A 13768-nucleotide genomic window follows, 5' to 3' on the forward strand; every position below is an offset into this window, starting at 1 on the left:
GAGTGCCCCTTTTTTTGTTTGTGCACTTGCTTGTATTAATAGTAATTAGCACTCTCTATTCTTAGCAAACAGCAATCAAAAAAATCGTCGTTTTTTACGAGTGTACTTGCCGCCTTTGCTGCTAAGTGGGTTAGCCGTTTCGCTGCATGGCACAGCCGGACGCTTACCACCCAGGCGTAAAGCCCCATTTTGGTTGAATTCAAAGATAAGGGATAATTCGTGGGCTCCGGCAGTGGACCATCCTAAGCTGGAAATGGTTATATCGTAGCTATAGCCCACCCGTATTGGTCCCCAATTGTAGGCAACAAGTGCAATAAGGGCATCCTGATTAAGTGCCGTGCTACCTGAGTTGTTAAAAACGGGTAATCCCCGATACCAAAATCCTAACTCTATCGGGAAGTTGTGCCAATATACACCAATGTCCAATTGGTTATACTGCCCCTGATGCTGGTACCTGAAGCTGGACGAGAAAGCTTTTTGTTGACCTGTCCGTCTTCTTTTTTGGCTCCAGATGTTCATGCCACCAAATACCACATATTTCAGGTCATACCTCGACTCTTCATTCAAAAAGGAGTAGTTAGGCTTCGAAAGGTGATCGATTGTTAGACCCGCCCAATATTTTTCACTGTATGCAAATAGAGATGCAGCCATATCGATGTAATGAATTTGCTCATTACTCAGGCGATCATACGAGCCGGTGGCCCCCATGCTGCCAGGCGGCTGATCTGGAAAAACGATTTTACTGAAATCAACCGACTTATTACCGTAGGCAAATTGAACGGCCGGTATGACTTGCCATTTTTTGGAAATCATTAGGTTATAGGAGTACTGAAAAGCTGCATGAGTGCTTGTCAGACCCACACTTCCAGCTTTATCTTGCAGCAGATAAAAGCCAATACCGCTGTTAAATTTGGGAAAGAAATTATCAAACGAAACCGAATAGGTGGAAAAGGCTTTGGATATCTCCGGCCATTGGTTGCGATAGTTAATTGCCAGCCGTGCACCATCAGTTGCACCAGCCAGTGATGGGCTCAAATATAAAGGATTAGCATAAAACTGCGAGAAATGATAATCCTGAGCAAGACTGTTTGTAACCATTGCAGCGGCAGCGAGTAGTATGACTATCAGTTTTCTCATTATCTAAACAGTGTTACGTCTCCGGTTTTTGTTTCTGAATAGCCGTTGGAATATCTGCAGTAAACTTTCCAGATATATACGCCGCCTGCACATATTTTACCCCTGTAATAGCCATCCCAGCCAATGCTGATATCATTGCTTTCAAAAATAATTTCTCCCCAGCGCGAGAATATTTTGAGTTCGTACTCTACAATTCCCTCCTTTACAAAAGGATAAAACACAAAATTGTCAGGTGAGCCAGCTACGTAAGCTCCACCATTAGGACCATTCGGGTTTGGCGTAAATGAATTTGGAAAATCAATTTTGCCAGCTTCCTTAATGGTAACCGCATTTCGGATAGTTAATGAATCGCGGCAGCCATTTTCATTAATAGCCAACAGAGACACGTCATAACTACCTGCTTGCGTATAAGCATACTGGATGGAGTGTTCGTTCGAAGTATTGCCATCGCCGAAGTCCCAGTGATAGTTGAGGGCTCCCTCCGATTTGTTAATAAATGAGACGGTTTCGGGCAGTTTTACAACTGTTGGTCGGATCTCAAAATTTGCAAACGGTTTGTCATAAATTTGTACCTGCACATCTTTGCCTTCAACCATACCACCTGGGCCTTCAATCATTAAGCTGACGGTGTAGGTGCCGGGTGTGTAATAAGTGTGCACAGGTTCTTTGCTTGCAGATACATTGCCATCGCCAAAATCCCAGAAGTAGGTATGTGCATCAATGGAATGGTTATAAAATTGTACAGTGTGCGGCGGGCATCCCTGGCTGTTTGGTCCATAATCTAACAGGGGAAGGGTTGGGTGTATTAACACCGTTTTAAATGCCGAATCGCTGCAGTTAACTGTGTTAACATTCAGCCATATGTCGTATTCGCCTGATGCTTGATAGGTGTGACTTCCTGGTTGTTGTAACTGTGAAGTACTGCCATCCCCAAAGTTCCAGCTGTAGTTTTGGTCGTTACCTTTGGTGGTGTTATTAATCTCTATAGTGGAAAGTGGCATTTGAAGTTCCTGGGGCGTAATGGAAAACTCAGGATTTGGCTTTCTATAAGCTGTTACCGAGGTGTAAGCTGTATCGCTGCATCCATAAGTCGATGAAGCCACCATAGCAATATGGTACAGTCGATCTTCGATTGAATTGTTTTCAAATGTATGATGACCGTTAAAACTATTTGAGGTAGTGCCATCGTCAAAATCCCAGAAAAAGCTGCTGGCACCCGAGGAGAAGTTGGCTAAGCTTTCTGTATGTGGTGAGCAGCCTTCGCCTCCTTCAGCTATCGAGGCATTCACTTCAGGAAATACCCTTAATGCCAGTTGGCTGGAATCTTTGCATCCGTAGCTATTCTCAACAATAAGCTTGGGCTGCAGGTAAAGTGCTGAGCTGCCCTTGTTTGAATAAGTATGAGCAACAGTTGTGTTGCTGGTCGTGCTGCTATCGCCATCTCCAAAAAACCAGTGACTAGAGCTGGTATTGGCAGAAGTATTTTCAAAATCAATCAGTATTGGTGAGCAGCCTTCGTTATCCGAAATATTGAAACTGCATGCTGGCGATGGATGAATAGTAACAGTAACACTGGAAGTATCCAGACAGCCAAAAGCGGAGCTGGTAAATAATTGGACATCCACTGCTTTTGGGGTGGTGGTAGTGTTCTCAAAAGTGTGTGTCATTGAGTTGGAACCGTCTGTTAAGTTGCCGTTGCCAAAATCCCATTTGTAAGAGTAAGCACCCGGATTGGCTGCTAAGTCAACTTTTAAGGGGTGGCATCCTTCTAAAGGAGTGGCCGTAATATCGTAACTGAAAGTAGGGTAGACAGTGATGTATGTTTCTGCAGTGTCGCGGCATGCGTAATTGTTATTAACAATTAACTGCACCTGATAGGATTGAACATACTGTTCGTTGTTAACGAAAGTATGAGTAGGGTTATCAACGCTCTCTGCGGGTGAGCCATCGCCAAAATGCCATTCGTAGGAACTGGCTCCTTCCGAAAGGTTCGTCAATTCTAGTTCACGTGGGCTGCACCCGGGAGTGTTATCAGTTGAAAATGCAGCCACGGCATTGGGCTTAACCCTGATGCTGTAGGTGCTGGTATCGACACATCCGTAGCTGTTGTTGGCAATTAAGTTTATCTCATAATCGACAATATCAAATGTGCCATTTGAGAAACTATGGAAAGGGTTTTCACTGGCAGAAATGGAGCCATCGCCAAAATCCCATAAATAGGTATCGGCATCGGTCGATACATTCTCAAAGTGCACGGTGGCCGGACTGCACTGTTCATTATCAAACGGTGCGACAAGTGCCGATGGAGTCGGATAAAATGAAATAGTAACATCATCGTAGCCGATACAGCCATGGTTGTTTTCAGTCCATCTGAATGTGTAGTTGCCAGGTTCTGACACAATAACGCTTGTTTGCGAATTAGAAGGAACGCCAATTGCAGCTGTTCCAATACCGCTGACAAGGCTCCATTCACCGGTACCAACATCAGGTGTAGCCTTGAGCACGTAAACCAGACCACAGGTGTCTGTATCTTGCATAGCGCTTGGCGTTGGTATCTTATTAAAGGATAAAAGCACTTCATCACCGGATACGCACATGTTATTTGTTTCGGTCCACAGAAATGTGTAATCACCATAGGTATCCGCAGTTATATCAGGATTAGGAACGCCGGCACCTGAGATGGTTACATTTCCCGGTCCTGAAACGAATGTCCAGTTACCAGTGCCGATGGATGGAACAGCCTGAGGTTGAATCTCCAGACCGCATGCCATGGCATCTGTTCCTGCATTAGCCGCAGGCTGTTGATGAACAATAACAGTAACTGTTGTGAAATCTGAACATCCGTTACTATCTGTTACTGTATAGGTGTAGTTGTAACTGCCGGTTGCCAGTCCGGTAAAAACTGGGTTTTGAATATCTGTTGCGGACAGAAGGTTGGTTGCAGGCCCGGTCCATTGGTGACTGACAAACTCACCGGAACCGCCTGTTGGCTGAGGGTTGATGACTGTGCTAATGTCGCTGCACACCTCAAAATTCTTACTTGTGAACTGGATGCTTGTTGTATCCGTAATAATTTGAATGTAATCTTCATCATAACATCCATTAGGCGATGTTACTCTGTAGGTTAGATTAAAGATACCTTCAATGTCGGCCTGAAAGGTGGGGGTGGGGCTGGTTGAGTTACTTAGGTAGCCAACGTCACCACTCCAATTGTGGGTATACGGTGTAGTTCCGCCAGTAGGAGAGGCGTCCAGATTGATAATGACTCCAGGGCAGGCGCTGGTAGGAGAGCCTGGGCTAATGGTTGCAGAAGGGGTTGGCTCTACCTGAACCACAACATTGTCTGTTCCAATACATCCGGCTGCACTCATTACTGAATATTCAATGGTATGGTTACCCTCACCGGCTACCGACGGGTCGAACTCACCTGTTGAAGGGTCAATAATGCCAGGGCCCGTCCAGATGCCACCTGCCGTTGCTGCCGTGAGAAAAATAGGATCTGCATTGGCACATAAAGGTGCTGGTTGAGTAATTGTTGCATCCGGATCATCTACTATGATAATGCGGGCTCGTGTGATAACCGGCGGACTAGTAGGGTAAGGGTTACAGACATTCCAGTTACGCAATTCTACTTCAAATTCATCGCCTACTGCACGCGTGTTATTAACGGTTATGGGTAGGGCATCCCGCCATGGAGATTCTGGACTCCAGATAGGCTGCGTGGTTTCTTCAACGGCTCCTTCATAGGGATAGGTTCGTAGGGTGCCATCAACCAAGGCGTCATCGATGAAATTTGCATCGCCTGAGTTGGTGCCGTAAATCCATTGTACCCACCTTTTCTTTTCGTTGGGGTCGTCCTCCTCATCGGGAGGGGTGCAGTTCCAGTGACTATTGTCTGTAAAATGGGCCGTTCCGCCACTTCCAACACATATCTGATACTCAATAGGGTTAATGTTGAGTTCCCCGCCGTTCATGTCGTCTGTATCCCACACGGTAACATTCTGTTCCTGAACAGAACTGGTGCATTCCACCCCATTTACCATCAGGGTTACTCTGGGATGGTAGTTACACCTATTCCCCCCAATCGGATAGACATGCGTGTTGTTTGAGGTCCATTCGCCTGTTGTGGCGTTCACCAGCGTGGCGTTAATTATTTCTATAGGAGAGCCATCGTCCCAGTCGTAACGCATTTGCACATTGGTGCCGCCGTCGTCCACACCACGGTAGATGACATTCCAGCTAACTGATACCGGGGCGCATAATTTGTCGGGTACTATATCGTTGGCTTTAGAGGTGATATTGCAGGATTGCGAATAGCCCTCTGTGCTCATGAGTACCAACAACACCATTAAAACTGCTTTTATTTTACCGTCCATAAGCATTTTTAAGAGGTTGTCCTGTTATTTCCTTAATAAACAGGTGTATATTTTGCTACTTGCAGATTACATTTTATATTTTTTTTGTCCCGTTTTTCATCGTGTTTTTTTAAGCGATACCTCAAAATGTGAGTTTAGTCATTTTTTATATTGCAAAGTGTTCCAACATTTACGAAACTGAATTCTAGAATTACTCCCCGGGAAAAAAATTGCTATTGACTTGTTGTCGGTATTACGCAGGTATTGCCTGTTTGTTCCGATAGAAGGCAATTTTTTTAAAAATTAACTAAAAGGAAATCTACAATGATGAATAAATTAATTGCAAGAACATTGCCTTATTTCCCGAAAAAATTTGTGTGGGTTTTTTCTAGGAAATACATAGCAGGAGAAACGATCGATGAAGCCATTTTGGCTTGCCGGCAGTTGAATGATAACGGTATGCTGGTAACAGTTGATCTGTTGGGTGAGTTTATCACCAACCTTGATCAGGCCAAGAATAACAAAGAAGAATATTTAACGATTATAGAGCGCTTTGAGTCAGAAAATATCAAAGGAAATTACTCCTTGAAACCAACCAGTTTTGGCTTGCTTATCGATAAGGAGGTTTGTTACCAATATGTGAGGGAGATAGTTGCGCGGGCAGCTGCCAGCAATAATTTTGTGCGCATCGATATGGAAGACTCTAAATGTGTTGATTTGGAAATTGAAATGTTTCGTCAGCTCAAGGCCGAGTTTCCTGCGCATGTAGGTTTGGTATTTCAAGCTTATCTGAAGCGAACTTTGGATGATTTGAAGGCTTTGATGGATATTCATTCCGAAGAACAGCCAACCAATTATAGACTTTGCAAGGGGATATATGTGGAGCCTAAAGAGATTGCTTACAAGGATTATGATGAGGTAAATGCTTGCTACCTTGAGGATTTGGAATACCTGTTGAAAAACAAGGTGTATGTAGGCATTGCAACCCACGACAGAAAACTGGTTGAAGGAGCAATTAAGATCATTACCGAAAATAACATTCCGAATGAACAGTTTGAGTTTCAAATGCTTTATGGTGTAACGCCCGAATTGAGAAAAGAAATTCTTAACAAAGGCTATAAGATGCGTATTTACGTGCCGTATGGAAAAGATTGGTTCGGATATAGTACACGTCGTTTAAAGGAAAACCCAAAAATGGCCACCCACATAATTAAGTCGTTGTTTATTAAAGGATAAAACCAGTTTGGTGAGTAGGAATGGTGGCATTTCAACACGGGTTGAAGTGCCATTGTTGGTTATAGTACACTGAGGTTATTGCTTGAAAATGCGAAGGTGCTTATAGAATAAGGTTTGGAATAGGCCGCGACTCAGCATAAATACATTCATGGCCAGCCATAGCGCATGGTTGCCAAGCGAATTTTTCAGTAAGATAAATAGTATGAAAAACATGGTGGTGGCCAGTAACATGGTGTTGCGCATCAGTTTTGATGCAGTGGCTCCAATGTAGATGCCATCCCAAATATAGGATGCAAAGCCTGTAAGTGGTAAGATGATTAGCCAGGGTAAGTACTCCTTGGCTGTAGAAATAACCTCCTGCTGGTTGGTAAACAGCAGCAATAAATACTGTCCGCCAGCTGAGTAGAGCACGACAAAAAGGAGGGCAAAGCCAATTCCCCAGCCAAAAAGGTAATGCACAGAACGTTTCACTTCTTTGATGGCTTTTCTGCCGGTAAATTTTCCAACCAGGGCTTCGGCGGCATAGGCAAAACCATCTAAAAAATAGGAAAACAGAAATAAAAACTGAAGAAGCGCACTATTGGCTGCCAGTATTGTATCACCACTGCCTGCTGATTTAGAAGTGAAAAAGGTAAAAGTGATTATGATGCATAAAGTTCTTAAAAAGATATCGCCACTAATATTTAAGAATCCCAATAACCCTTTTTTATCAATAATATCGTTTAGCCTAAACTCCTTGAGGATGTAACTGTATTTTTTGAAAAACAAAATAATGGCCAAAATGAACCCAGCTATGTTGGCAACTACCGACCCCATGGCTACACCTTCAACTTTCATATCCAAGACTTTCACAAAGAAAAAGGAGGAGCCAATATTAACCACATTGATAGTTATGGATATCAGCATGGGGTAAATGGCATTCTGCATTCCCAGGAACCATCCGTTGATCACCATAAGCGATATAGCCAAAGGGGCTGCCCAAATGCGTACATAAAAATAGTCGCTGGCCAGTTGTTTCACCTCCTGGCTGCCTTCTAATATTTTCAGACTGATACCAACCACTCCGTTTTGGAGAACCACTAAAACGATACCTGCTGACAAGGCTAAAAATAAGCCACGGAATAGCATCATGGCCATTTCGTGGGTGTTGTTTCTTCCAAAAGCCTGTGCCGCCATGCCACTTAAGCTCATGCGCAAAAATGCAAAGCCCCAATAAACAAAGTTGAAAATGACACCACCTAACGCAACAGCCCCCATAAAAACAGATGAATCCTGATAACCCATCAGGTGCATGTCGACCATACCTAAGAGTGGCACAGTTAGGTTGGTTAGTATATTCGGTATGGCAAGTTTAAGTATTTCTTTATTCATGGATGTGTGATATTGGCTCACGAAGATAAGTTTATTTATAAAACTGACCGAATTGGTGCTAATGGTGTGTAAAAGAGGCTGCTTTGAAAAAAAAATAAAATAAAAGACAAAATTATCTTTAATTTATTTGGACTAATTCCAAATAATATTTAGTTTTGAATTGTTGTTCTAATTTTAAACCTAATAATTAAAATAATATGGCTTTTGAATTACCAAAACTAGAGTACGCTTATGATGCATTGGAACCGCACATTGATGCACGTACAATGGAGATACACCATACCAAACACCATGCAGGATATACAAATAATTTAAATGCTGCAGTGGCAGGAACCGAGCTTGAAGGCAAAACTATTGAAGACATCCTGGCCGATGTGTCGAAACACTCGGTAGCGGTGCGTAACAATGGAGGTGGTTTTTACAATCACAACCTGTTTTGGACCGTTATGTCGCCTAATGGCGGAGGAGAGCCTACCGGTGAACTGGCAGATGCCATTACAAAGGACTTTGGGTCATTTGATGCCTTCAAAGAGGCTTTTAACAAAGCTGCCGCCACCCGCTTTGGTTCGGGTTGGGCCTGGTTGGTAAAACAGGCTGATGGCTCGTTAGTGGTTACGTCATCGGCTAACCAGGATAATCCCTTAATGGATATTGCCGATGTAAAAGGAACACCCATTTTAGGATTGGATGTTTGGGAGCATGCTTATTACTTACACTATCAAAATAGACGTCCTGATTATATTGGTGCGTTCTGGAACGTTATCAATTGGGACGAAGTAACGAGACGTTTTAAAGTTTAGTTTGTTCATTTTGTCTGGGAAAAAAGGGAATTCAAACGTGAGTTCCCTTTTTATTTTTTTAGGGTTTTTGAAAACATAAAAATTGTATGTTTGTTTAACCACAAGACAAATATTTAAAACGAACAGATATGAACTTTGAATTACCAAAATTACCGTACGCGCTGGATGCGCTTGAGCCAGTTATTTCAAAACAAACCATGGAATTCCATTACGGAAAACACCATCAGGCTTACGTAAATAATTTGAATAACCTGGTGAAAGGAACTGAGTTTGAAAATGCCGATTTAGAAACGATTGTTAAGAAGTCGGAAGGTGGTATTTTCAACAATGGGGCTCAGGTTTGGAACCACACATTTTATTTTATGTCGTTCAAACCTAATGGTGGCGGGCAGCCTGTTGGTGCCTTAGCAGAGGCAATTAATGCCTCATTTGGTTCATTCGATAAATTTAAAGAAGAGTTTTCAGCAGCAGCAGCTACATTATTTGGTTCGGGCTGGGCTTGGTTAGTTAAAAAAGAAGATGGCTCTTTGGCCATTGTTAAAGAAAGCAACGCTGGTAATCCTTTACGTGATGGACTTACACCCATTTTAACCTGCGATGTTTGGGAGCATGCCTACTATCTTGATAAGCAAAACCTTCGTCCGAAGTATATTGAAGAATTCTTTAGCCTATTGGATTGGGATGTAATTTCGGCCAGGTACTAAGTCGAAACAAATTATAATATTTTAAGCGAGACTTGATGACATTTTTTGTATATTAAGTCTCGCTTTTTATTACCCAAAAACAATAACTAAAAAACAACTTTATGCTTAAAGATTTGATTCTTAAAAACCGCAGTTACAGGCGTTTTTATCAGAACGAACCAGTTGAACTCGATACGTTGCGGGAACTGGTTGATCTGGCACGTTTGTCGCCCTCTGCGCGTAATGCACAACCCCTAAAATATTTCATATCAAATTCATCGGATCTTAATGATAAAATTTTCCCTCACTTATCGTGGGCGGGATATTTTAAAGATTGGCCTGGTCCGGAGAAAGGTGAACAGCCGGCAGCCTACATTGTGGTGCTTAACGATACAGATATCTCTTCCAATTATTTTTGTGACGATGGTATTGCAACACAGAGTATTCTGTTAGGTGCTGTTGAAAAGGGCCTAGGTGGTTGTATTATAGGCTCACTAAATCGTCTGCAGCTACAGCGTGTCTTGCGTTTGTCGGATAACCTGAAAATTGTGCATATAATTGCCATTGGTAAACCCAAAGAAGAGGTGCATATTGAACAGGTGCAGGAGGGAAATATTAAATACTGGCGCGATGTGCAGCAGGTACATCATGTACCCAAAAGGGACTTAAAAGATATTATTGTTTAAACCTATAGTATTAGCATTGTAATAAAGGGGTATGCATTGTTCGAGTGCGATACCCCTTTGTTTTTCATGATTAGGCAGGTCGTTATGGTCGCCGCTCTTATTGCAAAGTTTTCTTTATTGAGGCTGCAGGCTTGGATCCTTGTGAATGGAGCTTCGGCATACACTTTAGATAGTGACATAAATAAAGCGGCTATCTGTTATGGATAGCCGCTTTGGTTTTATAAATGATTGCTTATTTGCTTAGATTCCAAAAAGCTTATAGCCGATAGCAAATGTTAGAACATCTGTTTTTTGTCCAAACTGGGCTTTCGAAATATCTTTCACGCCCCATTCGTAGCGCACATCAGCTGTTAATCGCCAAATCTCGGCACCAATACCTGCCTGAAATGTCCAGTTGGTATTGTCAACACCTTTAAAGTCGGGAAAATCAGTTGTCGATTTAGCATTAAAAGAAGCGACCGGTCCAGCTAAGCCATAAATACTGGCAATTTTTAAATCTAACAGACGCGCGTTAACCAATAGAGGAATATCCCAAGTGTGGTAGGTAACATTAAAAGCACCCACTGTGGAACTTATTTCACTCTGCTTTTTGGCATAATACATCTCAGGCTGAAAACTAACATTTCCAATTAATCGAAGTCGCCCATAGGCACCAAACAAAAAACCACTGTTCGCTTCGTTTTTGATTGTTTCTCCGTCAGGTATGTCACTTAGTTTTATTTTGGTTGAGTTAAAACCAGCTTTTAAACCAAGGGCAATCCGATCCTGCGCCTCCACAATTCCAACAATAGCCATCAGTGTAAATATTAATACTGCTTTTTTCATCTTCTTAAGTTTTTATGATTTTCAAGATAGTGTCAGTAATATGACACCTGCTGTAGCCGCCACACTTATGCATTATCGCCAATCAAAGTCTATTATTTTTAAAGAGGTTGGCCAGGTAATTGGCTGTAAGTAGAATAAGTAAATGGAATTAAAAAGGTAATCGGCCCCTGGCTGCCAAAAATTAAATTTGAGGTGCCCTTCAGTGCACAGATAATTTTAGTGAGAATGAAGCTCTTTTAATGTTATGAAATTCTGGTCATCAATAAAAAGGATAAGCGGTTCGTCCTCTCCACCTTCAAACCGAGTAGTTTTTTTTATGAGGGTGAGTAGGTAGAGATCCCATTCTGTTTCGCAACATGATGCGCTGCAATTACTGCGTGTAAACGTTAATTTGCCATCGGTGTTTGCTTCATATGCTCCGTTGCACTGGTTTTCGGATAGGTAAAGGGTGTACTCGCCATGTTTAGGAAAGGCAATGCTGATCGGGTTGGCATTTTTCTTATCGCTCAAAAACGGATAAGAAGGCGTATGTAGTTCCTCAACCAGATATTTTTCAGAGAAGTAATGCTGTTTGGTAATATAGGTTACAGGATCGCAGTTTGTTAATAGGAGTAAAGCTGCAAGTGCAATAATTGTTGAGAAAAATTTGGTGAGCATGTTCGGTTAATTTGATTAAGGCAAAGGTAGTTGGCAATTTCTGTATTGGAAAATATATAGTCCCTTATTTAGGGTGGAACTGCAATTTTAGTTTAATAGTATCTTCAACCGGAAACCCTTTGTCGGTAGCAGGTTGCCATTGTGCTCCGTTGCGAATAGCTCTCACTGCTTCTATCGAATAGGCTTCCCCGGGGCTTCGCTTTATTTCGATATGTTTGATGTGGCCTTTATGGCTTATGGTGACTAATGCAACAATCCGCTCGCTTTTACCCGATCCATTAGCGGGGTAGCGCAGTTGCTGTTCTATTTCTGCAATGTATTTCTCCATCCCTCCTTCCGGCACAGCCCTGTTTGTTTGCTCAATAAGCTGCAGGCTTTCGTCTGATGAAGAGATGGTTACAACTTCACTCAGAGCGAATTCCTCTTTTGTTGGGGTGCTATGAAATGTGTCTTTGTACTGAAATTCTGTTTCTTGCGGCAAGAAGGCGTGCGAAATCAGTTGGTTGGTTTTACTGGAGTCACCTTGTGGATTGTTCGGGTCCTGGCCAATAGATGAAGAGGCGGCAGTGGTCCAATACCTTTGTTTACTTGTTTCGCTAAGGGGCGATAGGGGCTTGTGCTTGTCCTCCATTAACCGCCTTTCAAGGTCCAGTTGCTTATCAGCATTGCTAGTGCTTGTTGCCTGCAGACTCACCCCTTCAAGAGTTCCGTAATCAACTGTCATAACTTCTTCTTCCAGCCGTGAGGGTTGGGAGGCCTGTTGGGGGGCTTCAATGTTTATCTGCTCAGTGGTGGCTAACTCAAAATCGGTGTAAGCTTTAATTGGAGCAGTTATTTGTTTTCCTGCGGCCTGACGAGTAGCCTTTGTTTCGTCAGGTTTGGAAGATTGCTTGGCAGTAGTTGTTGTCTTGTTGGTTGTTGAACTGGTTGGTTCAGGAGCTAATTGTTTCCTGTTATTGGGTTGAAGAGCAGATTTTGTCTGAGGTTGCTCTTGCTGTTTTTTTGCTGCCATATTATCAGAAACTGCTGGTAATTGTGGCGCCTGAGTGAGCATGAGCATAGAGATGATACCAATTACCACAGCAACCGAGGCTGCAACGTAGCTGAATATACGCAAGCGGCTGGGTGCTTGCTGTTTGCCAATTTTTGTTTTAACTGATGCCAGATCCTGAAAGGCTGCGTTAGTACCAATGCTCGATAAACCTTCCATTGCTTCACTTTCAAAAGAATCATTCAGCAGATGACGCTCAAACCGATGGGCTTCCTCCGGTTGCATTTCACTATCCATGTATCTGCGAAAAGCATCGGCATCGTTTAATTTGATATGTTTCTTTTGCTTACTCATTGTATGATTCAATACATAATTTTAAGTTGCGTTTCCCATTTTGTATATAGCTCTTAACTTTTTTAATGTCAATCTTCAAATTATCACTTATTTGCTGGTAACACAACTCCTCGAAATAAAACAGTTCGATACAGGCTCGTTGATGCGCCCTGAGTTTATTCAAACACGCCTGCAGACGTTGATCCATTTCCTCGGGCTCCCAGTCGCTACCATTAGGATGCATAAATACATCTGATTCCATAAATGTCAGCTCACTTTTTTCAAAATCTTTCTGTTTGCGCAGTTTTGTTTGCTGACTCCTTAAGTGCATGAGGCAGTGGTTTTTGGTCACCACATACAGCCAGGGTTTAAAGTTAGTAACATCTTTACTAAGTAGTTCTTTTCCCAGCTTTTCGTAAATCTCAATAACGGCATCCTGGGCATCCTCTCTGTTTTTAAGGTATTTCAGGCACACACCATAGACCAGGTGCATGTAGCGCTCAAACAGTAAACCCAGCGAATCAATGTCGCCAGACTGTTGAAAATCGCTCAATAGCTCCTCGTCGCTTTTCTCCTTGTTTTTAAACCACTTAATAGTCATACAGTACTCCGGTGTTTTTAAAAGTAGAAAAAATATCAACAACTTTTATGGAATCGTTATTAAAGCTGCATCCTAATGGCAAACGATTAATGT

General features: G+C 42.4%; 11 protein-coding genes. 4 read left to right on the top strand and 7 right to left on the bottom strand.

What is annotated here, in order from left to right; all coding sequences use genetic code 11:
- Positions 1-75: 75 nt before the first annotated feature.
- Both ACSX1H_RS11250 and ACSX1H_RS11255 read right to left on the bottom strand, forming a co-directional pair.
- Positions 76-1137, bottom strand: coding sequence for a PorP/SprF family type IX secretion system membrane protein (locus ACSX1H_RS11250; protein WP_439184001.1), 1062 nt, complete (start codon positions 1135-1137; stop codon positions 76-78).
- Positions 1137-5513 (bottom strand): PKD domain-containing protein, encoded by a 4377-nt coding sequence (locus ACSX1H_RS11255; RefSeq protein WP_439184002.1) that lies wholly within the window; start codon positions 5511-5513, stop codon positions 1137-1139. Before ACSX1H_RS11255 ends, ACSX1H_RS11250 begins: the two co-directional genes overlap by 1 nt.
- Positions 5514-5816: 303 nt before the next feature.
- Between ACSX1H_RS11255 and ACSX1H_RS11260 the strand changes: the two genes are divergently transcribed.
- Positions 5817-6728, top strand: coding sequence for a proline dehydrogenase family protein (locus ACSX1H_RS11260; protein ID WP_439184004.1), 912 nt, complete (start codon positions 5817-5819; stop codon positions 6726-6728).
- A 75-nt stretch (positions 6729-6803) separates the two neighbouring features.
- On the opposite strand, the gene ACSX1H_RS11265 is transcribed toward ACSX1H_RS11260, so the two are convergent.
- On the bottom strand, positions 6804-8099 hold the full coding sequence (locus tag ACSX1H_RS11265; RefSeq protein ID WP_439184005.1) for an MATE family efflux transporter: 1296 nt from the start codon (positions 8097-8099) through the stop codon (positions 6804-6806).
- A gap of 197 nt (positions 8100-8296) precedes the next feature.
- Between ACSX1H_RS11265 and ACSX1H_RS11270 the strand changes: the two genes are divergently transcribed.
- The 3 genes from ACSX1H_RS11270 (at position 8297) to ACSX1H_RS11280 (ending at position 10268) form a co-directional block, all read left to right on the top strand.
- Positions 8297-8899, top strand: coding sequence for a superoxide dismutase (locus ACSX1H_RS11270; RefSeq protein WP_439184006.1), 603 nt, complete (start codon positions 8297-8299; stop codon positions 8897-8899).
- 128 nt (positions 8900-9027) lie between these two features.
- Positions 9028-9603: a superoxide dismutase gene (locus ACSX1H_RS11275; protein WP_439184008.1), complete on the top strand. Its 576-nt coding sequence runs from the start codon at positions 9028-9030 to the stop codon at positions 9601-9603.
- Positions 9604-9704: 101 nt separating this feature from the next.
- Positions 9705-10268: a nitroreductase family protein gene (locus tag ACSX1H_RS11280; RefSeq protein ID WP_439184010.1), complete on the top strand. Its 564-nt coding sequence runs from the start codon at positions 9705-9707 to the stop codon at positions 10266-10268.
- A gap of 240 nt (positions 10269-10508) precedes the next feature.
- Here the strand turns inward: ACSX1H_RS11280 and ACSX1H_RS11285 are convergent, their stop codons facing one another.
- The 4 genes from ACSX1H_RS11285 to ACSX1H_RS11300 form a co-directional block, all read right to left on the bottom strand.
- Positions 10509-11093, bottom strand: a complete 585-nt coding sequence (locus ACSX1H_RS11285) for a porin family protein (RefSeq protein WP_439184011.1) — start codon at positions 11091-11093, stop codon at positions 10509-10511.
- Between the two features lie 216 nt (positions 11094-11309).
- Positions 11310-11750 (bottom strand): hypothetical protein, encoded by a 441-nt coding sequence (locus ACSX1H_RS11290; RefSeq protein WP_439184012.1) that lies wholly within the window; start codon positions 11748-11750, stop codon positions 11310-11312.
- 64 nt (positions 11751-11814) lie between these two features.
- On the bottom strand, positions 11815-13095 hold the full coding sequence (locus tag ACSX1H_RS11295; protein WP_439184014.1) for an energy transducer TonB: 1281 nt from the start codon (positions 13093-13095) through the stop codon (positions 11815-11817).
- On the bottom strand, positions 13088-13675 hold the full coding sequence (locus tag ACSX1H_RS11300; protein ID WP_439184016.1) for an RNA polymerase sigma factor: 588 nt from the start codon (positions 13673-13675) through the stop codon (positions 13088-13090). Before ACSX1H_RS11300 ends, ACSX1H_RS11295 begins: the two co-directional genes overlap by 8 nt.
- Between the last annotated feature and the right edge of the window lie 93 nt (positions 13676-13768).

The sequence above is a fragment of the Carboxylicivirga taeanensis genome, from assembly GCF_051851475.1.
GTDB classification, from domain to species: Bacteria; Bacteroidota; Bacteroidia; order Bacteroidales; family Marinilabiliaceae; genus Carboxylicivirga; species Carboxylicivirga taeanensis.

Bases quoted from the DNA above. Each gene is read 5' to 3' on its own strand.
- ACSX1H_RS11265 (WP_439184005.1), bottom strand. From the start codon at position 8,099: ATGAATAAAGAAATACTTAAACTTGCCATACCGAATATACTAACCAAC.
- ACSX1H_RS11295 (WP_439184014.1), bottom strand. From the start codon at position 13,095: ATGAGTAAGCAAAAGAAACATATCAAATTAAACGATGCCGATGCTTTT.
- ACSX1H_RS11300 (WP_439184016.1), bottom strand. From the start codon at position 13,675: ATGACTATTAAGTGGTTTAAAAACAAGGAGAAAAGCGACGAGGAGCTA.
- ACSX1H_RS11290 (WP_439184012.1), bottom strand. From the start codon at position 11,750: ATGCTCACCAAATTTTTCTCAACAATTATTGCACTTGCAGCTTTACTC.
- ACSX1H_RS11270 (WP_439184006.1), top strand. From the start codon at position 8,297: ATGGCTTTTGAATTACCAAAACTAGAGTACGCTTATGATGCATTGGAA.
- ACSX1H_RS11260 (WP_439184004.1), top strand. From the start codon at position 5,817: ATGATGAATAAATTAATTGCAAGAACATTGCCTTATTTCCCGAAAAAA.
- ACSX1H_RS11280 (WP_439184010.1), top strand. From the start codon at position 9,705: ATGCTTAAAGATTTGATTCTTAAAAACCGCAGTTACAGGCGTTTTTAT.
- ACSX1H_RS11285 (WP_439184011.1), bottom strand. From the start codon at position 11,093: ATGAAAAAAGCAGTATTAATATTTACACTGATGGCTATTGTTGGAATT.
- ACSX1H_RS11255 (WP_439184002.1), bottom strand. From the start codon at position 5,513: ATGGACGGTAAAATAAAAGCAGTTTTAATGGTGTTGTTGGTACTCATG.
- ACSX1H_RS11275 (WP_439184008.1), top strand. From the start codon at position 9,028: ATGAACTTTGAATTACCAAAATTACCGTACGCGCTGGATGCGCTTGAG.
- ACSX1H_RS11250 (WP_439184001.1), bottom strand. From the start codon at position 1,137: ATGAGAAAACTGATAGTCATACTACTCGCTGCCGCTGCAATGGTTACA.